The sequence below is a fragment of the Moraxella sp. CTOTU47579 genome (assembly GCF_032004885.1).
In the GTDB taxonomy this organism is placed as follows: domain Bacteria; phylum Pseudomonadota; class Gammaproteobacteria; order Pseudomonadales; family Moraxellaceae; genus Faucicola; species Faucicola tetraodonis.
Genome location: NZ_DALZOJ010000001.1, coordinates 47865 through 70526 on the forward strand (window position 1 = coordinate 47865; position 22662 = coordinate 70526).

Consider the following 22662-nt stretch of genomic DNA (forward strand, 5'->3'; position numbering starts at 1 on the left):
CGGATGTTCCTTTTATCAATTAAAGCGGTCAATAATCTGACTACTTAAAGGTATCAAGGGGCATTTCCCGTGATTTACATATTAAAAACAAAGTAATATTGTTTAATATCACTTAAGCGGTGTGTATTCTAATTACAAAGTTATGTTATTTCAAATAATTTATTGTAAACAAAATCTTTAATATCGGATGTATTTTGCTAAACATATAAGTTATGTAACCATATCAGCTAGTTTTTCTAACCTGTTGATTTTATGTAAAAATGCTATCTTGAGTAACTAAAGGGATATAAAAAATGCAAAAAAAAGAGAATGCAAGTTATTGCATTCTCTTTTTTATATATGGTGGAGATGGCGGGAGTTGAACCCGCGTCCGCCAGCACTACGCCCATGACTCTACATGTTTAGATTCTGTCTATGGCTTTAATGGTTGGCGAACCGACAGTCAGGATGTCAACCACGAGCCTCTTAAGTTTTGCTCAAATTGGCGAGACAACAATTTAAGCTATCCATCGTGCGTTCGCTTCAAGGAGAGCAACCAGACCAATGGCAATCTGTGCCGTCCCAAGCAGCGCTTAGGCTGCTAGAGCGTAAGTTTCGTCGTTTGCGACTAGTTTAAAATGTATATTTTATTTACGAGTGGACATACTCACTCGACATGCATCATTGAGTTTCATTACCAGCGTCGAAGCCAGAACATCCCCAAATGAACTGTGAATTATATAAGGTTAATAGCTTAAAATACAAGGCTAAACGTCATAATAGTTAGATAAATTACTAAAAACACACACAGCAACTTAATACAGTCCAAATTATTGTCATGATTTTGACGTATTGAGCTGATAAGCTAAACTGTTGAAGTAAGTAAAATTTTTTTGATATATTTTAATCAATGGAACATTAGACTGAGTCAATTGAACAAGCTACAGGTAATTAATGAATGGCAGAGAACAAAAAAAATTCGCCAAGCATCATGCGGATGTCGCAAAATCAGCTCAAACGCCAGCGTGAATGGGTGTATTTGGCACATTTTTTAGCCATGCTGCATTTACATCCTGCCAAGACCATCTCAGGTACGGATGACGGTAATGAGCCTGATTTTACCTGTATTTTTTATTGTGACAAAGGTGAATATACCATTGGCATCGAATTGACCACTTTGCCAAGACTACGCGATAGACTCGGTAATGACAATTTAATGTTAAAACGTTGGTACTGGCAGTCGCTATTACAACTGTCCACCAAATTTACCCCGACGCAGTTTAATTGTCACGGTGAGATATTAAGTGTCAAGGGCGATTGGCAAAAAATTGATAACCGTAAAATTCTGAATTTATCCCAGCAGTTTATTGAGCCATCGAGTGATTTGCCACATCCTACGCTCAGTAGTAAATTACAAAACGGTATTGCCAAAACCATGCGTTGGTTACCCAGTGCGTTTTTTACCGATATGGCAAATGAAAACGAAGATTTACCGATTGATTCCTACATCAATCAAAGTGATATTGATGCGGTGATGAGTAAAAAAGCGCATAAAGTCCAAGCGTACCACAAAAAAAGAGCGTTGGATGAAATCTGGTTGTTGATTCATACCAATGAACAGCAAGAAAAGGGCGTATTAACTTTTGACACAAGTGAAGTATTGCATCACGGTAGTGAGTTTAATCGAGTGTTTTTAACCTTATATCCCACCACGACATTGTTACAAGTTGCTCAATAAAAAAGGCTAAATCTAAATTTAGCCTTTTTTATGCTGAAAAATTTCATTTAATCATCGAGTTGTTCCATGACATCATCGGTAAAGTTGACGTTGGTATAGACTTCTTGTACATCGTCCAAATCTTCTAGCATATCAATCATTTTCATGATTTTTTTAGCATCTTCGACATCAGTGACATCCGCCATGGTTGAAGGAGACATTGTCACTTCTGCGTTGTCGGATTTTAAACCGGCTTTTTCTAAGGCATCCATCACGTCACCGAAATTCTCTGGCTCAGTGACCACTGTGATGCTATCACCGTTATTTTCAATATCGGTTGCCCCGGCTTCAAGTGCGACTTCCATGATGGTGTCTTCTAGCGAAACATCATCAAAGGTAATTTCACCGCGTTTGCTAAACATATAAGCCACTGAGCCTGATGTACCCAAGTTGCCACCATTTTTGCTAAAAGCATGACGCACTTCGCCAACAGTACGGTTGAGGTTATCCGTCATGGTCTCGACAATCACTGCAACACCGCCCAAGCCATAGCCTTCATAGGTGATTTCTTGCATGTTGTCATTGTCACCGCCGCCTGCACCACGTTCAATCGCCCGTTTTACAGTGTCTTTGGTCATATTAACTGAGTTGGCTTTTTCCACCGCCGCACGCAAACGTGGGTTACTCGCTGGGTCTGGGTCGCCTTGTTTGGCAGCGGAGACCAGCTCACGAATGATTTTGGTAAAGACTTTACCTTTTGCCGCATCTTGTTTGGCTTTACGGTGTTTGATGTTTGCCCACTTGGAATGTCCGGCCATGAGTGTATCCTTTATCTAACTATCTAACGTAACAATCTGATTTTCAAAATTTTGCGTGCGCTATTATAAACGAGCAACCCCGATTTTTGATAGGGGGTTGCGCCTATGTCATCGTAGGAAATGTTATTGAAAGTTAAAATCAAACCTAAGAGCGAGGCGAATCATCAGGTCGTGGCAATGTCGGCAAATCAATGTAGCGGTGTATCAACTCACTTAAATCAATGGTTACTTTTAAATTGACCAAGTTCCAGTACTGTCCAGAAATGGTTCGATCAAGCATCATGGTCAGTGGGGCAGGCTGAAAGCTTTGCCAGTATTTAAGCGACTCTTTTGCTTTGGCAATCGCTTGAAAATGGGTTTGGCTAGTGGCAAAGTCATAAGGTGCGTGTTTGGATAAATCAAACAACTGGGTAAAACCATACGGGGTCAAACCAATCTGCAACCAATCGTTATAAAAGTCTGTGGGCAGTGGTCCATCATTGTCTTTTTTGATGCCAATGCTGACCAAATCTTGCTCAAGCGCTGTCACATCACCGCTTAAGCAATGGATGGCAAAACGTTTGAATAACGCAACTTCGTCATGGCTGTAAGATTTGATACCACCAAAGTCATAGGCAATGACCGAGCCATCAGGACGAAACGCAAAGTTACCTGGATGGGGGTCACAATGCAGACGATACAGTTTGAACAATTGACCGGCACTAAAATCAAATAGGCGAGTGGCGATCTTTTGTTTGATGGCATTGTCCCAAGTGGCAGCCACTTCGAGCTTTTCACCCAGCTCTTGTGATAGGGTCAAAATCCGTTTAGTCGAATGGCTATGAAAAACTTTGGGGATAATCAGCCCATCATCATCGCTGTGAAAACTGCCAAAAATTGCCAAATTATGGGCTTCTTTGGTGTAATCAAGCTCGTCATACAGGCTATCACGGATTTCTGCAAAAATTTTATCTTGCAAGGTTTTATCCATATTGAGCACGCCAGTTATCTTAAGCGCCAAGCGAACGTGTTTTAAGTCACTATCGATACTGGTATCAACGTCGGGGTATTGCACTTTGACTACGACCGCTTCACCGGTTGGCAACACCGCTTTATGGACTTGACCGATAGAGGCTGCCGCAAAGGGTGATTGCTCAAACTGGGCAAACAACGCCTCAATCGGTTGCCCCAATTCTTTTTCAACCTGCTGTTTGATGACGGCAAACGGCATGGGCGGTGCGTCTTTTTGTAATTTCTCCAGCGCTTTTGAGACTTCAGGGGGGAACACATCTTTATACTGCGAGGCAATTTGACCCACTTTCATCACCGCGCCTTTCATTTCGCCTAAGGTGTCGGCGATTTGCAGCCCTACGGTTTGCAGCATTTCGCTACGGGCTGTGAGTTTATCTTCTTCAGAGCCTGCAAAAGACTTAATAGAATTTTTAGCTGCTTTTCCTGCGATACTGGCAGTCATACCGGCAAGTTTTAAAAAACGTTTTTTTGATGACATAGTAGTTGTCTTATAGCAGAATTCTTTAATTAATTTATCAGTGAAACTATCAGGTAAATTATCAAGTTTTAAGTATTGAGATTAGCAGAAAATGGCTATTTTTGCTATGTACCGTGCTGAAATTTAGCGAATTTTGTGTATAGCTTGGCATAAAAAACTTGGCACAAAAAAAGGCGCCACGATGACACCTTGTTTATCCAAATCATTAAAAAACTATTGTAAAAATAAGCGATAGCCCAAGTTATCGGTTAGGTTTTCGCACTCATAGCCAATGTCTTGCAGCTTGGCAAGTAATTGCTCGGCGGTTTGCTCACCCATTTGAATGCCCGCTAAGATACGCCCTTCAGCCGCCCCATGATTACGATAGTGGAATAAAGAAATATTAAACTGTGAGCCCAATTTTTCAAGGAAGTTGAGCAGCGCGCCAGGACGCTCGGGAAATTCGATGCGAAATAATTGCTCGTCTTTTAATCCCGCGTGCCCACCGATTAAATAGCGAATATGGGTCTTGGCGACCTCATCATCGGTCAAATCAATCGCGGCATCATCGGCTTCATTGAGTAACTGGTGGATTGCTTTGCGCTCTTTTTCCCCTTCTTTGAGGGCGATACCGACAAAAATATTGGCAGCGTGATGGGCGTAGTTGGGGTTGGTGTTGATGCGGTAGTTAAATTCGGTGATGTTGCGACCTTTGAGTGAGCGGCAAAAATCCAAGAAGGCGCCTGTGCGCTCAGGAATGGTCACCCCAAAAATCGCTTCTTTTTTCTCACCAATTTCGGTACGTTCAGCGATATAGCGTAACCGGTCAAAATTCATGTTGGCACCACATAAAATCGCCACACAGTTTTTGCCCTGTAGATTATGATCTTCGATGTATTTTTTCATACCCGCGACCGCCAATGCACCTGCAGGCTCGACGATGGTGCGGGTTTCATCATACACGTCTTTAATCGCCGCACACACTTCATCATTGCTACAAGTGACCACATCAGGCTCGACCACAGGACCTGAGTTATTGCTTTTTGGCATACGGCAGACGTCAAACGGTATTTCACCCAGCTGCGCGACTGCCACACCATCGACAAACAACCCCACTTGGGGTAAGCGCTTGCGTTCACCGGTATCAAGCGCGATTTTTAAACAGGCTGCTTCTTCTGGCTCGACCGCCACGACTTTGACATGCGGTGCGACTTCCCCCAAAAACGCTGCCACACCTGAGATTAAGCCACCGCCACCAACGGCAACAAACACATATTCCATTTTACGCCATTGTTGTACTAGCTCCATGGCAATGGTACCTTGACCTGCGATGACCAATTCATCGTCATACGGCGGAATAAAGGTCAAACCATCGGTTTGGGCGCGTTCAATGGCATAGCGGTTAGATTCATCAAAACTATCGCCATATAGCACCACATTACCGCCCAAAGACTTGACGGCACTGACTTTGATATCGGGGGTGGTGGTTGGCATCACGATAATGTTATTGAGTCCCAAGCGGCTAGCCGAGAAGGCGACGCCTTGCGCGTGGTTGCCGGCAGAGGCACAAATCACGCCTTTGGCTTTGTCTACTTCGCTTAACTGGCTAATTCGATTGTAGGCACCCCGCAGCTTAAAAGAAAACACTGGCTGAAAATCTTCACGTTTAAAACGAATATCGTTGTTAAACCGTTCACTGAGTTTTTTGGCGGGTTCAAGCGGCGTTTGAATAGCAGCATCATACACGGTCGCTTGAAGGATAAGGCGTACCCAATCTGATAACATAATAATGACCTAAGTTTGAAAAATACGTTTGAAGATTTATTTTTACGCTCTGTGTGCTTTTATAACCAAAACAAAGCAAATCGTTAGAGAAGTAAAAAATAAGTGATTAGATTAGGACTTTAGGGTTTAGCTTGCAAGTGCTTTTACGGTAAAATAAGTTGGGTAATTGATAGCATTAAGTTTTCTATCTGTTTTTTTGATAAATTCCTAACAAGGCTGGGTCTATGAGTACGATGAATGCAAGCACGCAACAACAACAAAAACAAGCCGTGGCAGCAGACGCGTTAAAATATATCGAATCAGGCATGATTTTGGGTGTGGGGACGGGCAGTACCGTCAACTGCCTCATTGAATTATTGCCAAAAGTTAACCTAAAGGGCGCTGTGGCAAGCTCAAAGGTCACCGAAAATAAGCTCAAAGCCCTCGGTATTGAGGTGATGGATTTAAATTTCACGGGCGAGTTAGACTTATATATTGATGGTGCCGATGAAGTAAACGAGCACTTACAGCTAGTCAAAGGCGGTGGCGGCGCTTTAACCCGTGAAAAAATTGTTGCCGCCGCATCTAAGCAGTTTATTTGCATGGTGGATGAAAGCAAATGGGTGCAGCAATTAGGCGTTGGCTTTCCACTACCGATTGAAGTATTGCCGCAAGCGCGCTCATATGTGGCGCGTGAGTTAGTGCAGCTTGGCGGTGAGCCGGTCTACCGTGAAGGATTTGTCACCGATTATGGCAATTTGATTTTGGATGTTTATGGCTTAGATATCGGCTTGGACATTGAGAAGGTAGCAGCGTTTGAAGCAAAGTTAAACAATATCGTTGGGGTGGTATGTAATGGATTATTTACCGCACAGCGCGCTGATATCTTGCTGATGGCAACGGCAGATGGCGTAAAAAAATTAACCGCCAACTAAGTTACTAGCAAGTTAATGGTTATCAGTAATGTTGTCACACAACAAAAAAGACCAAGTCACGATGACTGGTCTTTTTTAGTTCATAACAGATTTAGTTTATAACCGATTTAGTTTATAGATGATGATGGCAAGCTCATTAGTGCATGTATTGACCGCCATTTACGTTGATGGTCTCACCTGTGATATAAGCAGCGCCATCGCTGACCAAATACACCACGGCAGCGGCAATCTCTTCCGGTTGGGCGATACGACCCATTGGGATGCCTGCTTTGATGCTTTCCATCACTTTTTCCGGCACCGCCATCACCATTTTAGTACCCGTATAACCCGGTGCAACCACGTTAACGGTCACCCCAGATTTAGCGCCTTCTTGTGCCAACGCTTTACTAAAGCCGATGATACCCGCCTTGGTGGCTGAGTAGTTGGTTTGACCAAACTGACCTTTTAAGCCATTAATTGAGCTGATACTCACAATACGCCCAGATTTTTGCTCAAGCATTTTGTTAAATACGGGTTGGGTGACCGTGAATAGTGATTTTAAGTTGGTATCAATCACCTCTGACCATTGCTCATAAGTCATTTTTTTGAAAGTCGTATCACGGGTGATACCTGCATTATTTACCAACACATCAATGTGACCTGCTTTCTCAATTGCATCAAGAATGGCTTTGGTGGCGGCTTCATGGTCAGTGAGATTGGTTTCAACAAAGGTGAAATCGCTGGCATTCATGCCTTCTTCTGTTAACCAAGCTTCGCCGCGGTTGACAGTGCTGTCCGCTTTATGGGTGTAGGTTGCAATGATATGATAGCCAGCTTGGATTAGCGCATGACAAATAGCGGTGCCAATACCACCTAGCGCACCTGTTACGAGGGCAATTTTTTTGTTTGCAGTTGAGTTGTCCGTTGTCATCACAGTACGCTCCTTGTTTGTTGTGATTGTTTGTTGTACTAAAAAATTCAATGATTTAAATAGTTTATAATATAAATGTGCTGGTTTTTTTACAATTGAACATGCGGCTAAAATATCACTCACACGCGATTGATATCAGGGTCAAAAAAAACTATAGACCGAATATTCACATAAAGTTATTGACTTTTACTTCCTTGTTTTTTTCATCATATATGAAAATTTGATAACTACCAATATTTTTTACGTTTTTATTCCTATGACAAACATTTTGATACGCACAAACGAGTATTTATAGGTTTGAGTGCTAAAAAAATTTGCAACAATAGCGGTTTGTGCTAGGCTATAAGGAAAGCTTTAAGCAATGTAAGGTTGAGCAAAATACCCTGTATCAACTGCAGTTAATCAAGCCTAATTGCAAAATCTCCCGCTTGATGGTACAAACTTGGCTTAATTGTACAAACTTGATTGGACGAGATTGATTGTATCGATACGCAAGCGTGAATGCTTAGTACTTATATATACCACGATGAGATGAGTCTGTTTATTTAGTCTGTTTATTTATTTGCCATACGGAAATTAGAATGCCGCAACTCTTACCGACGATAGAACAAATCGCTGTATTACAGCAAGCGAGTAATTTTGGCTATCAGTATTGGCAGACTAAAACAAACGTTGCACAAAGCTTTTTAAAAAGCTATCCGCTTACCCAAACGCTCGATGTCCAACATATCAAAGATTTAATACGCGATTATACGCTGGATGAAGATTACCAATTGGCGGATGAAGCAAGCGTGATGCGGGGGCTGCGTCATCTACGCAATTTGTTGATGGTGCGCTGGATTTGGCAAGATGCATTAAATCTGATTAGCCTAGAGCAGCTGACATGGGAGCTATCAAAATTTGCTGATTATTGTCTCATCTTTGCCAAAGACTATGTGTATCAAGATTTAATCAGTCGCTATGGTGAGCCGTATTTTTTTGATGAAAAAAATAAACCACACAAGGATGATTTAGCCATCATCGCCATGGGTAAAATGGGGGCAGAAGAGCTCAACTTATCAAGCGATATCGATTTGATTTTTGTCCATCAGGGGCAAGGTGAGACGGCGGTTGACCCGTTAAAACAACCAGGGTCAAAAGCGGCTAAATCCATCGATAACAAGAAATTTTTTACCAAATGGGGTCAAGGCATCATCAATCTGCTTGATAAAAACACCCAAGATGGTTTTGTATTTCGCATTGATATGCGCCTTCGTCCTTGGGGGGATGGCAGTGATTTGGCAATTCATTTATCGGCACTGGAAAAATATTTTGCCCAACATGGACGGGCGTGGGAGCGATTTGCTTGGCTAAAAGCCAGAATCGTCAACCCTGTCACCTTTAGCGATAACTTAAAAGCCCTTATCAAGCCGTTTGTATTTCGTTATTATGTCGATTATAGTGCCTTTGCCGCCCTGCGTGAGATGAAATCGCTGATTCAAAACCAAGTCGAACAACGTCAAGATACCGACAATGTCAAGCTTGGGGCAGGGGGTATCCGTGATATTGAGTTTATTGTGCAGTCGTTTCAGTTGATTTATGGCGGGCGTGTCAGTGATATTAGAGTAAAAAACTGCCTACAAGCGATGAGCCAACTAGAAAAACATGGCTTTATCGATGCGGTGACCTATGAGCAATTGGCACAAGCCTATCGTTTTTTACGCAGATTGGAGCATGGCATCCAAGCCATCAATGATGAACAAACCCAGCGACTACCCCAAGACGCCATGCAGCGACATCAGCTTGCCCAAGTGTTGGGGTTTGCCGATTGGGCGGCTTTGTTAGCCAAACTCAATGAATACCGCCAAATGGTCAAAATACCTTTTGACGAGCTGGTCAGTGATCGCCAACAGTCTGATGAACAACTGCAAGTGGATCATCAGCACAATTTATCTGAGCTTGAGCAAAAATTAAGCGCTGAGAATAAAGATAAATTAAGCCAGTTTTGGCAAAGTAAACTCATCACAGGGCTTAGTGAAGAAGCCAAGACTCGCTTAAATGCTGCTTATCCGATTCTAATCAATGGGTTGTTACATTCTGATTTAAGCGAAGATGCAATCAATGTGGCGTTACCTAGAATGTTGACATTGCTAGAGGCGGTAAGTCGTCGGTCAATTTATTTGGTCATGTTTGCCGAAAACCCAACGGCAGCCGCCAAATTGATTCCCATGTTGGCAGCCAGCCCTTGGATTGCGAGCGAATTGGTAAGCTATCCTGTTTTGCTAGATTCATTTATCCGTGAAAAATACCGTCATTTACCTGATAAGGCAGAACTTAGTGACATTCTGCGTCAGCAGTTGTTACGGGTAGAGCCTAATGATGAAGAAGGGCTACTCAACGCTTTTCGCTTTTTCAAAAAAACCCAAGTCTTGGCAGTGGCGGCGAGTGATGTGTTGGCGGATAGACCGTTGATGAAAGTCTCTGATTCACTCACCTTTATCGCTGAAGTGGTGCTTGAAAAAGCGTTGCAACGGGTATTTGGTGAATTGGTAAAAAAACATGGCTATCCTGTCAATGCCCAAGGCGAGCCTGTGAGTGAGGCGCATAATGGCTTTGCAATTATCGGTTATGGTAAGCTTGGCGGGCTTGAGATGAGCTATAGCTCAGATCTTGATCTTGTGTTTATTCATGACATTGATGAAGAAGCGATGACGCTCGGTGAAAAACCCATCAGCGGTATGAAGTTTGCCGCCCGCCTTGCACAAAAACTGATGAATTATTTGACCACCCAAACGCGCGATGGTCGTGTCTATGAGATTGACATGCGCCTGCGTCCTTCGGGTCAAGCGGGTATGATGGTGGTATCTACCCATGCGTTTGAACTTTACCAAATGCACAAAGCTTGGGCGTGGGAACACCAAGCGTTGGTTCGCGCTCGTGCCATTTGCGGCGATAGCCGGGTGATGACGCGATTTGACCAGATTCGTAAAGAAGTATTGTGTCTGCCGCGTGATAAAGATAGTGTCCGTATCGAAGTATCCACCATGCGGCATAAGATGCAAGACCATTTGGGCAGCAAACCGCACACCAAGCAGCAAGGGTTATTTCATCTGAAACAAGATGCAGGCGGATTGGTTGATATTGAATTTATTGCCCAGTTTGCTGTCTTGGCGTATGCCAATAGTTATCCTGCGTTGGCAGTTTGGAGTGACAATGTGCGTATCTTTGAAGCGCTTGCCAAAACAGGTATTATCGAAACCGAAATATGCCAACAGCTAACGCACGCTTATCTTCGCATCCGCAGTATGACGCATCAGTTGGCTTTGGCAGAGCAGCCGATACTGGTGGATGAAGCCCAGTGGCATGATCTACGTAATTTTGTTGATGCGCAATGGCATCGCTTAATCGGGCAGCGTCCAGAATAGATGTAACATCAATTTTTATTTCAAACAAAAACTTTTATTTCAAACAAAAAACTTTTTATTTCAAACAAAGCACTAGGAGTAATCAATGGCAACAATTCCCAGCATGGCAGACCGTGATGGTTTTATCTGGATGGATGGCAACATGGTAGACTGGCGTGATGCCAAAATCCACGTATTAACCCATACACTGCACTATGGTATGGGCGTATTTGAGGGGGTTCGAGCCTACAAAACCCATGATGGACGCACGGCGATTTTTCGTCTGGAAGATCATACCCAGCGCCTGCTAAATTCCGCTAAAATTTTCCAGCTTGCTGTACCCTATTCGTATGAAGAAGTGTTACAAGCACAAAAAGCCGTGGTACGTGAAAATAACCTTGAATCGGCATACCTTCGCCCATTGATTTGGGTCGGTTCTGAAAAATTGGGTATCGCTGCCAAAGATAATAGCATTCACACCATCGTTGCCGCTTGGGTTTGGGGCGCTTATCTGGGTGAAGAAGGCATGGCAAAAGGTATCCGTGTAAAAACCTCAAGTTTTACCCATCACCATCCAAACGTCACCATGTGTAAAGCCAAAGCCGTCAGCAACTACCCAGTATCTATCATGTCAAATCAAGAAGTTACCCGTCATGGCTATGATGAGGCGGTATTGATGGATACCCAAGGCTATGTTTGTCAAGGCTCAGGGGAAAACTTATTTTTGGTCAAAGACGGTGAGCTGCATACCCCAGATTTGTCAGGTGGGGCATTGGACGGCATTACCCGTCGCACGGTGATACAGTTTGCACAGGACTTGGGCATCAAAGTGCATGAGCGTAGAATTACCCGTGATGAATTTTATATTGCGGATGAAATCTTTATGACAGGTACTGCTGCCGAGATTACCCCAATTCGTGAATATGATGACCACGTCATTGGCTGCGGCGCGCGTGGTGAAATCACCGAAAAACTGCAAAGTCTATTTTTTGACGTGGTGCAAGGCAAAAATGATAAATACGCGCACTGGCTCAGCTACGTGGATGAATAATCGGTAAAATTGTAGACAAGTGAAAATAAGTAGATAAGTGAAAATAAAAGGATAGTTATGTTAAAATGACTATCCTTATTTTTTGAAAAATTATCGGTACTTTGGAAGTGACATGACAGCATCGAGTGCAACCACCCCGCTTAAGCAAATTATTTGTATCAAATGGGGCACCAAATATGGCGCAGATTACGTTAATAAACTCTATGGGATGGTAAGCCGTAATATCACCCCGCCGTTTCGTTTTGTCTGCTTTACCGACAATACCGATGGCATCCGTCCTGAAGTAGAATGTCAGGATTTGCCGCCCAGCGATATTGTGATGCCTACCAATACCCTTGGTAAATGGCCTAAGTCACGGCTTTGGAATGCAAAGCTTGGCAATGTCACAGGAACAGTATTATTTTTAGATCTTGATGTAGTCGTAGTGGGTAGCCTTGATGACTTTTTTAGTTTTGGCGATGACGATCAGACGGTGTTATCTTATAACCCAAGTAACCCCTTAGAGAAGCTAGGTCAAACCTCGTGTTTTCGCTTTAAAGTCGGTAGTTTGGTTAGTTTGCTAGAAAAATTCCGTGCCGATCCACAAGGCGTGGCGGATAAATATCGCTTTGAGCAGCGTTTTGTCACTCGCAATGCCCCAGGTGGTGTTAAGCTTTTTCCCAAAGAGTGGGTGGTGCATTTTCGCCGCAAATGCCGCCAGCCATTTCCGCTAAATTATTTTATCCCGCCAAAACTGCCCCATGATGCACGCATTATTATTTTCCCTGGAGATTTGTATCCGCAAAATGCGATTGCAGGACAATACAACAAAAACTCTGCCGATAATGCCAAAGACCATTTGGCGCAATTATTCACCGCTGAAAAAATCAAAAAACCGATTTCGCATTTACGCCATTTTATTTTGCCGACTGATTGGGTGGCAACGCATTGGCGAGAATAGAGGATAAACTATGGCGAACTTAGACCAACCTATCAAAATTTTTATCGGCTGTGACCCTAATAACAGCGACCTTGAGCAGATGATGGTGCTAGATTATAGCTTGCACAAACATACCAGCGAGCCTGTCGAGATTATCTGGATGCAGTTAAGCCGTGACCCAAGCAGCGTATGGTATTCCAACCCGCAAACAGGCGAAGGCTGGCATACCGAAAAATGGGCGACCCCGTTTTCGGGCTTTCGTTGGGCAATCCCCGAATATTGTGGCTTTAGCGGACGGGCGATTTATATGGATGCCGATATGGTGATGTTGGACGATATCGCTAAATTGTGGCAGCACCCGATATCCGATGAGGCGATTCTTGCGGCTAAAGGCGATGGCGATTTGATGCGACTGTGCACCTGCGTATGGGATTGCCAAAAAGCCAAGGATTATCTTGAGCCTATAGTCCAGCTACAAGCCGATCCTGAGAGCCATAGCAAAATGATGGCAAAATTTAAAGCCAATCCGCAACTCATACAACTCTACCAAGACAGCTTTAATTGTGTGGATGGCGAAGATTTAGCGATTGAGGATATTCGGATTTTGCATTATTCGGACATGGGAACACAGTTTAGCCATAAATATTCCTTACCGCGCTTACAAGCCGAGGGCAAAACGCATTGGTTTGATGGGCAGATTTTGCCGCACCCTCGTCAAGATTTGGTTGAGCTTTTCGATACCTATTATCAAGAGGCAATACAAGCGGGCTATAGTATTGAAAACTATCGCACTACGCCGTTTGGCGAGTTTCCGAAAAAAAAGCATAAACGCTATAAGGGCAATGTCATTACTCGTACACCAAAGGTCTCAAGTTGGTTACAATCAATTTTTCAAAAATCTTAATTCTATATTTGGGTAAATAAGAGCGATATGACAATTTTAAGTTTAGCAGATGTAGAGCTTCACTCTTTTCATTGGGATAACTTTAACCCAGACATTCTCGCCAGTCACAAAAAGCTCATGGCATTTTATGGATTAAATGTACAGTACACTCAAGAAAATATTCCCCATGGTGAATGGCTTACCCGAGTGGTTAGTCAATCGACGAAAAAAGTTATCGGTATTATTGAGCCTGATGTGATACCCTTAACGCCTGATATAGTGTTACAAACTGCACAATATGTCTATGAGTATGATACCTTCGTGGGTTGTGCGCAAGTGTCGAACCACAAGCACCCAGCCAGCCACATATTTGCTTCACCCGCGTTCTTTTTTATCACGCCTCCTTGCTATGCGAAACTTGGAAAACCGTCATTTATGCCGACCCATCGAGCTGATGTGGCAGAAGAACTATCTTATAAAGCAGAAGAAATTGGCATTCGATATCGTACATTATACCCTACTTATTATGAAGCCTCACCCCCAAATGGCGTGTGGTTACTAGGTTCATATGGCTATTATGGGATTGGCACGGTATTTCATGACAGCGTGTATCATTTATTTCAAAGTCGAAATGCCAAAAATGTTGAATTATTTGTTAAACGGGTAGATGAAGTGATAAATCAAACTTTTAGTACCACAAATTTTCATTGTTCAACTAGCTTTAGTACTCCTGAGAAAATGGTAAAACCACCCAAAAAACGAGCATGGTATAAAAACTTTATCAGTAAGCTTAAAGGTAAATAGCTTGTCGGAAACGTAACTTATGCTAAAAAACTACGTCATTAATGTCGCCACCAACACTGAACGTCAAGCCCATATTCAGCAAGAGTTTGGCAAGAAAAACATACCTTTTACATTTTTTAAAGCAGTTACCCCGATTGATACGGACAGCGTTTATCAACAGTTAGGGTTGACAGCAGACACATCGCATTGTACCGCAGGTGAGATGGCGTGCTTATTAAGTCATGTCAGCTTATGGCAACGTTGTCTTGATGAAAACTTAGATTATATAGGAATTTTTGAAGATGATATTATACTAGGTGAAAGTAGCCAAAAACTACTTACTCAAATTGACTGGCTAAAAAATCATCAGATGGATTTTGTAAAACTAGAAAAAACTAGTCGCAGAGCATATCTTGCTAAACCAAGTGAATTTCTATATTCTACTACACATAGGGTGTATGAATTACGCTCTCGTCATATTAATGCCGCAGGATATATATTGTCAAAAGTTGGAGCCACACAATTATTGGCATTTGTGCGAGGGTTATCACAGCTAGAAGCGATTGATATTTTATTATTTGATGTCAAAAAATATCCAAAAAACATTATTACCTATCAAATATTACCAGCTATTGTTATTCAAGCCAAAAAAATTGCTACCACTGCTAATCAAGCTTTGATATCTAGTGACTTAAGAAAAGAACGAGGAACTGAAATCAAGAAAGAAAAAACCAGTCTCTAACGTCTTAGTAATGAGATTCAACGTTGGGCAAAACCTTTATATATGACAAATATTACCTTTAGATAGATTACTTTATTGAATAATAGGTAATTAATACCAAAATAATCATTATGATTATACCAATTGCACGGTTTCTTTTACGAATAAGTTGCCGGCGCAGTTTCGGCTGTTCACGGCTGGCTTGGTATTGCTCAATATACACCTCACCGTCATAATCTTTATCAAAAATCTTAATGTAACCCGCATTGAGTGGTTCCACTTTGATTTTGCCTTTAAACTTTGCCATCGCACTGTCAAGACTATCTTGATCCACTTGTGTGCGTTTGCCGCCAACTTGCTCGGCAATCCATTGCTGAACAAGGGCGTGCGAGGCGTGCGTGTTGTTAAAATACAGCGTACTTGCCAAATAATCATGCGACATATTCGGCAAACCACGAGTGTAATAAAACGCCACATCGATGTCTTTTTCTGCCAACTCGTTAAAATAATTGAGCGGTTTTACCACGCCTGCATCAGCATCCAAATATAAAATGCCGTATTCAGGGAAATATTGCAGACAGCGTAAAATAAAACCGGGCTTTAGTCGTGTATTTGCTTCCCAAAACCCTGCGTCCGCCACTTCCTCAAAATAATAATTGAGATGAAATTTATCCAACGTGCCTCTTAAGCGTAAGGCATGGTCGTGATAGTTGGGGGTAAAAAAACACACTACAATAAATTTATCGGGGCTGTTAAGCTGTTGGTAATTCAATGACATAAAAAAACTCAGAAAATAGTGTTAATCAAAAAAGGGTAAATTTTTAAACAAATCTTTAGAAACTGACGAATGGTTATAAACCATTACGCCCTGCTGCTGATAAACCTTTGCCAATAAATCGAATGATGGCACAATACGGTTACAAATGGCAGGGGTAAGCTTACTGGGGGCAGAATTTTGTACATTTTCATAAAAACGGGGTTCGTGGGCGTTGATTAAATCAATCCCATACAAATGTATCTCGCTAAAGCGCAAATGATACGCCAATTGGGTCGCCACAAATGCCACCGTGCCTGCCTCGACAAAACCGTGACGGATATCCAAACTCACCCCAATCACAGTTTCACCGTGTCGCTCAATCACAAACTGCGGGTGTTTAGCAAAACCCATTAGTGGACGTTTATTATTTTTTCTAAAAAAAATAGCCAAAAAATAATTTGAGGACTGGAGAATCGGGCGTTCCACCGAATAAATCAGGCGTAAATGTTGAACGTATTTTTTAATCAAATTGCGGTCAGTATCTGCCAATTTTTCTAATACTGCTTGGGTTAAATATAGCGGACATTGCCCATGATAACGGTTTTGCAAAATTGCCAAATTATGGCGAATAAAACGGGGGTCGGTTATCACATAGGCAACGGGCTGTTGAAAATCGTATGTCTCCATCAATTCAATGCTGCCATTCACAAAGATACACGGTTGTTGGCTAATTTTATTTAAATTGGCTGAATGAATACTTGAGCCAGAGGCAAGAATATTTACCGATTTTTGTGGCGGTAGGGTGAGGTAAGTATTGTCAAATTCGCTATCGACAATAGCAATATTAATATTATTAGGTAGCTTGAATTGATTATTTGCCACGCGTTGCCCCCACGCACCAATCAGATTCATGATACTGTCGCATCAGAGCAAACGCCGTTTCACCCGCTTGCAAACGGTCAAAAACCGTTAGCAAAAAGTCAGCGGCAAATTTATCGACGTTAGCAAATTTTTCATACCGTTGTCGCATATTGTGCAAGGTGTCGTCCGTACCAAGTCGAAAATGACGCAATCCGTCATATAAGGCTAAATGTTTTTGCTGATAAGCCTGGACTTTATCGGGATTTGGTAAACTATTATCCGTTAGCAAATCCAGTTTTGTTTCATACACTTTTAAGGTATTGATTAAAGTTGGTATATTTAAAAAAATCGCTTGGCGAGTAGGATTGGGGCTAAAATCCACAAAGGTATCCGCTGAAGATACTAACCATCGCAAGGATAAGTTATGCCATAAAAAATCTTGTTCCGACTGCCAAAGCTGTTCAAACGCCTGAAAAACGTTTACGCTATCAAACTTTCGGCGTAACAATACAACCAATACCGCATGGTACAAGCACAGTAAAGGTTGCCCTAAAAATTCATGTTGTAAATTTGTAAAATGACTGTGCAAATCCTTAAACCGTTTCGGCTCACTCGCATTAACCGTAATCTCACTGTCAAAAATCTGCAAATCGGGCGTGATCAGCGTGTCTTTCATGGTCGCCAACGACAAATGCGTGAAATAGGCAAAAATCGGCTCTGCACCTAAGATTTTTTCACTTTTAAATAACAAAGTTGCTTTGCGTTTCCAGCCTGTGGGCTTTTTTATTGAGGAAACACTCATCGCCAATAATCCCTAATCCAGTTGGTTGGTAATACCTTACGATACCACTTACCGCTTTTACCCATGATGGCATCAGGCGGATTCACTTCACCATGAAAAATGACTATTTTAGCATTTTTGGGCAGAATAGGCGGTTTGACAAAACTTAAGGGAAATGGCTGCACACATTGGTATTTAAAGCTCACGCACCAAGACGCATCCCAATATTCAAGGTGATGATGCTCACGCAAATAATTGGATAGGTAAGCTTGCTCATGGCGTACTTGGCTACGAATCGTGTCAAAATTTTGCTCAAAATTTGATAACAAATTCGGATAAGTATGTTGTCCGACTTTAAAGCGATACACTGATGAATTACCCACCATACGCCACGGTTTTTTCCAATCACGGATAATCACCACACTGTCATCGTGCTGCGCTTGATACGTAAAAAAGCAATCAATATTATCGACAATCACAATATCAATATCCAAAAATAACGCCGTGCCTTTTAAATCATATAATTTAGGGCTAAAGGTGGTCAGTTTTTTCCAGCCACGTTCAGGAATATTACTGGGTAAATTGAGCTCAGGAATTGAGTAGCATTTGACGTTGGCATCTATCCCTGTGCTATCATCGGTCAAACATACCATTTGAAAGGGCAACGTCAAATGTCTGTTTACCATATTGTACAGGCGATTAACGTACTCAGCACCATATTTGGTGCCCCATTTCATACAAATAATGTAACGGTTTTCATCAGGCAAAGTAGGCGCTGAAGTATAATTTGGTAAAGTCATAAGTCAATGATTATCATATTAAGTAAGTGAATTGATAATATCATGATTGCTAAGTTTTGGATAACGCTGGCGAACCGCTAATGCGATGGATGGCTCTGCATTATAAATAACCGGAAATCCTGGCACACGTTTAAAGCGCTTATAGCCCCACATGTATTGACTGGGGAAACGGTCAATCATCCGCTCGATTGCGTGGTTCATCGCGGTTGTCGCTGTCACCATGTTTTTGTCATACAAGGCGGGGTCAGTTAACTCATCACAATAAATATCAAAGCCTTGTCCATCGTCACGGCGTACACAGGTCAAACCTACCAAGCTACATTTGGTTTTACTGGCTAATTTGCTAGCAAGGGTACTGGTCAATGTCGGAATACCAAAAAAAGGCACCACTTCACCGCCAGATGGGTCAGGGACATGGTCAGGCAATATGATACTAAAACCGCCTGCTTTTAAGGTTTTAAAAATCGCTTTGACCCCAGTCGCATCGGTTGGTACCAAAGTTGCGTTTAGGCGCTGACGCCCTTGTAGCACAAACTGATTGGCTTGTTCACCTTTCACGGGTTTATACATGATGGTGGGTGCACCAAACTGGTTGAGCCACGCATTCATGATTTCCCATGTTCCCAAATGCGGCACAATTGCAAGCATGCCATTGGGATTTTGTAAGCCTTGCATCAAAACTTGTTGATGATGCACGGTATGGATTTGTTTAACCGACCATGCAGGTGGCATCGCCCAGCTTTTAGCCGATTCCACCATATTTTTGCTTTGATTGGCAATACAGGCTCTGGCAAGCTGGTCACGCTGGGTTTCGGTGAGTTCAGGATAGACAAGTCGTAAGTTAGTATCTACCGTTTTCATGATACTTTTGTCACAACGAAGTGAAATGATAAAGCTTGCGATATGTGCCAATAGATATAGCATCCACATTGGCACATATTTGAGGAGAGTAAAGGCATTCATCTAATTAAAGGTGTCAGCTTGATTAAGATTGTGGCGCTTTACTGTCTTTTTCGCGTATACGGATACCCAATTCACGCAGTTGTTTGCCATCCACAGGTGCAGGGGCTTCAGTAAGCGGACATTCAGCTGTTTTGGTTTTTGGGAAAGCGATGACGTCTCGAATCGATTGTGAGCCTGTCATTAGCATAATTAACCGGTCAAGACCGAATGCCAAACCACCGTGCGGTGGCGCACCGTATTTTAGCGCGTTAAGTAAGAATGAGAATTTCTCTTCAGCTTCGGCTTCAGAAATACCCAATGCTTCAAATACCGCTTTTTGCATATCTAAGGTGTTGATGCGCAGTGAACCGCCACCGATTTCAGTACCGTTTAATACCATGTCATAAGCGATAGACAGCGCGGTTTCTGGGTTGTTTTTCATCGCTTCAACCGTGCCTTTTGGCTTGGTGAAGGGATGGTGAACCGACGTCCATTTACCCCCCAGCCCATCACCACTGTCGGTTTCTTCAAACATCGGGAAATCCACCACCCAAAGCGGCGCCCATTCTTGGGTCAGCATATTTAGGTCTAGACCCAATTTGACACGCAGCGCACCCATGGCATCATTGACGACTTTGGCTTTATCCGCGCCAAAGAAGATGATATCACCGGTTTGCGCCTCGGTACGTTTAATCAGCTCGACTAATACCTCATCGGTCATGTTCTTGATAATCGGTGATTGCAGACCTGATTCTTTATCAACACCGTTGTTAATGTTGCTCACATCATTGACTTTGATATAAGCCAAACCTTTTGCGCCATAGATGCCGACAAATTTAGTATATTCGTCAATTTGTTTACGGGTAAGGTCGCTACCCTGTGGCACCCGAAGCGCTACCACACGACCTTTTGGGTCTTTAGCAGGGCCTGAAAATACTTTAAATTCCACAGACTGCATGATATCAGCCACGTCAATTAACTTCATAGGAATACGCAAGTCTGGTTTGTCAGACGCATAATCACGCATGGCTTCAGCGTAGGTCATACGCGGGAAGGTATCAAATTCAATGTTCATCATGGTTTTGAACAAGTCTTTTGTTAATCCTTCGGCAATGTTCATGATATCTTCATCACTTAAAAATGAGGTTTCGATATCGATTTGGGTAAATTCTGGCTGGCGGTCAGCACGTAAGTCTTCATCACGAAAACACTTAGCAATTTGATAATAACGGTCAAAACCCGCCACCATCAATAGCTGTTTAAATAGCTGAGGTGACTGTGGCAATGCGTAAAACTCACCGTTTGACACGCGGCTAGGCACCAAATAATCACGCGCGCCTTCTGGGGTGGCACGGGTCAAGATGGGGGTTTCTACATCCAAGAAACCTTGGTCATCTAGGTAACGGCGAATGGTCGAAGTAGCTTTGGCACGAAACTTCATACGCTCTTGCATCTCTGGACGGCGCATGTCTAAAAAGCGATATTTTAGGCGCAGTTCTTCAGAAACGTTGGTAAACTCATCATTGAGGGGAAATGGCGGTGTCTCAGAGGTGGCGATTGTTTCGATGTCTTTGGCCAATAACTCCACTTGACCGCTGGTCATGTTTTTGTTTTCAGTACCGGCATAACGCTGACGCACACGGCCGGTGATTTTGAGCACATATTCAGAACGCGCGCTATCTGCTGTAGCGAATGCTTCTGGGGTATCTGGGTCGATGACCACTTGCAGTAGGCCTTCACGGTCACGCATATCCAAGAAAATAACCCCACCGTGGTCACGGCGACGATGCACCCAACCGCAAATAGTGATGGTTTGGTCGTTTAAGTTTTCGGTGACAAGCCCGCAATAGTGTGTACGCATCATAATGAAGCAATCCCAATATTTTTCGTAATGTAAGAAGTAGCAAAAATTTTTATAAACGAATATTATGCCTTGTTTACTCAAATTTCACAATATGAAACACGGTTTATCATGCATATCTACTAGCCATGCCTGTCACAGACTTTTCGCGAATATTGTGTGGATAAGCGATTGAAAACAGCAAAATAAACGCTATATAAAATCCATTGTGTGAATTTTTTTCCTTAATTAGAGAGTTATTATGCTATTTCAAAATGCCAAACATCCGGTTGAAATGAAAGTTACCCATTTAAATAAAGTCAAAGCCCAGCGCAAACAACAATTACAATTGCAAATGGTGAATGATAAAGGGTTAACATCACTCATCAGCCGCGCATTTACCGACTTGACGAAAAAAGACAATCCCAAAAAAACCCCCGCAAAATTTGGTCTGTTCAAAAATAAACCCGCCAACAAAAATTGTTTTGTGCTAGATTTTCATGGCGATATCAAAGCCACTGAAGTACAGCAACTGCGTGAAGAAATCAGCACGTTATTGACGGTCGCGCAAGCTGAAGATGAAGTCATTGTGCGCCTTGAATCCTCAGGTGGTATGGTACACGCATATGGCCTCGCTGCTGCCCAGTTGGCACGTATAAAAGAAGCAGGGCTACACTTAACGGTTTGTATTGATAAAGTCGCCGCCAGTGGTGGCTATATGATGGCGTGTGTGGCTGATAAAATTTTAGCGGCGCCATTTGCGGTGGTTGGCTCAATTGGTGTGGTGGCACAAGTGCCTAATTTTCATGATTTATTAGAAAAACATGACATCGATGTCGAGGTATTTACCGCAGGTAAATATAAACGCACGGTAACCGTTTTTGGTGAAAATACCGAAGAAGACAAACAAAAATTCCAACAAGAGCTGGAAGAAACACACAAACTATTTAAAGACTTTGTGCGTAAATACCGTCCAAATTTGGATGTTGAACAAGTGGCAACCGGTGAGCATTGGTACGGGGAAGATGCGATAACGCGCAATTTGGTCGATGCCCTGCAAACATCGGATAGTTATATTTTAGAGAAGATGACGGATAGCGAATTGTATGCCATTCAATCTCGTCAAAAACCGACCATCGCCCAAAAGCTAGGCATCTCGCAAGCGGCACAAGCGGTGGTAGCGACAGCGATTGATAAACTACCAGATGCCTTGGCAAAGTTAGAAAGCGCCAAAATGCCGATGGTTAAAAAATAACCGTAAGATTAGATGATAAAAACCTGTGACAAAAATCTGTGATAAAAACCTGTGAGGCTTGGCAGGTTTTTAACTTTTTAATGGCGAAACATTTG

General features: G+C 42.5%; 19 protein-coding genes and 1 other RNA gene. 9 read left to right on the top strand and 11 right to left on the bottom strand.

What is annotated here, in order from left to right:
- Window positions 1-340: 340 nt before the first annotated feature.
- Window positions 341-701: a transfer-messenger RNA gene (gene ssrA, locus RTP55_RS00225) on the bottom strand.
- Window positions 702-937: 236 nt separating this feature from the next.
- On the opposite strand from ssrA, the gene RTP55_RS00230 reads away from it, so the two are divergent.
- On the top strand, window positions 938-1717 hold the full coding sequence (locus tag RTP55_RS00230) for a hypothetical protein (protein ID WP_312383306.1): 780 nt from the start codon (window positions 938-940) through the stop codon (window positions 1715-1717).
- 47 nt (window positions 1718-1764) lie between these two features.
- Here the strand turns inward: RTP55_RS00230 and RTP55_RS00235 are convergent, their stop codons facing one another.
- The 3 genes from RTP55_RS00235 to ilvA form a co-directional block, all read right to left on the bottom strand.
- Window positions 1765-2514, bottom strand: a complete 750-nt coding sequence (locus tag RTP55_RS00235) for a YebC/PmpR family DNA-binding transcriptional regulator (protein WP_060994896.1) — start codon at window positions 2512-2514, stop codon at window positions 1765-1767.
- Between the two features lie 145 nt (window positions 2515-2659).
- Complete coding sequence (locus RTP55_RS00240; RefSeq protein WP_312383309.1) at window positions 2660-4003, bottom strand: ABC1 kinase family protein; 1344 nt, start codon at window positions 4001-4003, stop codon at window positions 2660-2662.
- A gap of 213 nt (window positions 4004-4216) precedes the next feature.
- Window positions 4217-5767: a threonine ammonia-lyase, biosynthetic gene (ilvA, locus tag RTP55_RS00245; RefSeq protein ID WP_309577405.1), complete on the bottom strand. Its 1551-nt coding sequence runs from the start codon at window positions 5765-5767 to the stop codon at window positions 4217-4219.
- Window positions 5768-5991: 224 nt separating this feature from the next.
- On the opposite strand from ilvA, the gene rpiA reads away from it, so the two are divergent.
- The gene (rpiA, locus tag RTP55_RS00250; protein WP_312383311.1) at window positions 5992-6681 is read left to right on the top strand and encodes a ribose-5-phosphate isomerase RpiA; all 690 of its coding nucleotides are present in this window, start codon (window positions 5992-5994) and stop codon (window positions 6679-6681) included.
- A 136-nt stretch (window positions 6682-6817) separates the two neighbouring features.
- Here rpiA and phbB read toward each other — a convergent pair whose 3' ends face one another.
- On the bottom strand, window positions 6818-7591 hold the full coding sequence (gene phbB, locus RTP55_RS00255; RefSeq protein ID WP_203171743.1) for an acetoacetyl-CoA reductase: 774 nt from the start codon (window positions 7589-7591) through the stop codon (window positions 6818-6820).
- 581 nt (window positions 7592-8172) lie between these two features.
- Here phbB and glnE point away from each other — a divergent pair.
- The 6 genes from glnE (at window position 8173) to RTP55_RS00285 (ending at window position 15352) form a co-directional block, all read left to right on the top strand.
- The gene (glnE, locus tag RTP55_RS00260) at window positions 8173-10995 is read left to right on the top strand and encodes a bifunctional [glutamate--ammonia ligase]-adenylyl-L-tyrosine phosphorylase/[glutamate--ammonia-ligase] adenylyltransferase (RefSeq protein ID WP_312383313.1); all 2823 of its coding nucleotides are present in this window, start codon (window positions 8173-8175) and stop codon (window positions 10993-10995) included.
- An 85-nt stretch (window positions 10996-11080) separates the two neighbouring features.
- Window positions 11081-12025 carry a branched-chain amino acid transaminase gene (locus RTP55_RS00265; protein WP_007116868.1) on the top strand — a complete coding sequence of 315 codons (945 nt, stop codon included), beginning with the start codon at window positions 11081-11083 and terminating at the stop codon, window positions 12023-12025.
- 112 nt (window positions 12026-12137) lie between these two features.
- Complete coding sequence (locus tag RTP55_RS00270) at window positions 12138-12965, top strand: glycosyl transferase (RefSeq protein WP_312383316.1); 828 nt, start codon at window positions 12138-12140, stop codon at window positions 12963-12965.
- Between the two features lie 10 nt (window positions 12966-12975).
- Window positions 12976-13848: a glycosyl transferase gene (locus RTP55_RS00275; protein ID WP_203171746.1), complete on the top strand. Its 873-nt coding sequence runs from the start codon at window positions 12976-12978 to the stop codon at window positions 13846-13848.
- A gap of 27 nt (window positions 13849-13875) precedes the next feature.
- Window positions 13876-14631, top strand: coding sequence for a hypothetical protein (locus RTP55_RS00280; protein WP_312383320.1), 756 nt, complete (start codon window positions 13876-13878; stop codon window positions 14629-14631).
- Between the two features lie 19 nt (window positions 14632-14650).
- Window positions 14651-15352, top strand: coding sequence for a glycosyltransferase family 25 protein (locus RTP55_RS00285; protein WP_312383322.1), 702 nt, complete (start codon window positions 14651-14653; stop codon window positions 15350-15352).
- Window positions 15353-15419: 67 nt separating this feature from the next.
- Here RTP55_RS00285 and RTP55_RS00290 read toward each other — a convergent pair whose 3' ends face one another.
- The 6 genes from RTP55_RS00290 to aspS are packed head-to-tail and all read right to left on the bottom strand — an operon-like array spanning window position 15420 to window position 21336.
- Window positions 15420-16109, bottom strand: a complete 690-nt coding sequence (locus RTP55_RS00290) for a DUF273 domain-containing protein (protein WP_312383323.1) — start codon at window positions 16107-16109, stop codon at window positions 15420-15422.
- Window positions 16110-16130: 21 nt separating this feature from the next.
- Complete coding sequence (locus RTP55_RS00295) at window positions 16131-17000, bottom strand: hypothetical protein (RefSeq protein WP_312383324.1); 870 nt, start codon at window positions 16998-17000, stop codon at window positions 16131-16133.
- Window positions 16960-17751 (bottom strand): hypothetical protein, encoded by a 792-nt coding sequence (locus RTP55_RS00300; protein WP_227716741.1) that lies wholly within the window; start codon window positions 17749-17751, stop codon window positions 16960-16962. Before RTP55_RS00300 ends, RTP55_RS00295 begins: the two co-directional genes overlap by 41 nt.
- Window positions 17748-18530 (bottom strand): glycosyltransferase, encoded by a 783-nt coding sequence (locus RTP55_RS00305; RefSeq protein ID WP_409418396.1) that lies wholly within the window; start codon window positions 18528-18530, stop codon window positions 17748-17750. The genes RTP55_RS00300 and RTP55_RS00305 overlap by 4 nt, the downstream gene beginning before the upstream one ends.
- Before the next feature lie 18 nt (window positions 18531-18548).
- Window positions 18549-19493 (bottom strand): lysophospholipid acyltransferase family protein, encoded by a 945-nt coding sequence (locus tag RTP55_RS00310; RefSeq protein ID WP_138018967.1) that lies wholly within the window; start codon window positions 19491-19493, stop codon window positions 18549-18551.
- Window positions 19494-19515: 22 nt separating this feature from the next.
- Entirely contained in the window at window positions 19516-21336 is a 1821-nt protein-coding gene (gene aspS / locus RTP55_RS00315) for an aspartate--tRNA ligase (protein WP_312383326.1), read from the bottom strand.
- A 238-nt stretch (window positions 21337-21574) separates the two neighbouring features.
- Here aspS and sohB point away from each other — a divergent pair, with 238 nt between their 5' ends.
- A complete protein-coding gene (gene sohB / locus RTP55_RS00320; protein WP_099833820.1) occupies window positions 21575-22567 on the top strand; it encodes a protease SohB in 993 nt (330 codons plus the stop codon).
- The last annotated feature ends 95 nt before the right edge of the window (window positions 22568-22662 follow it).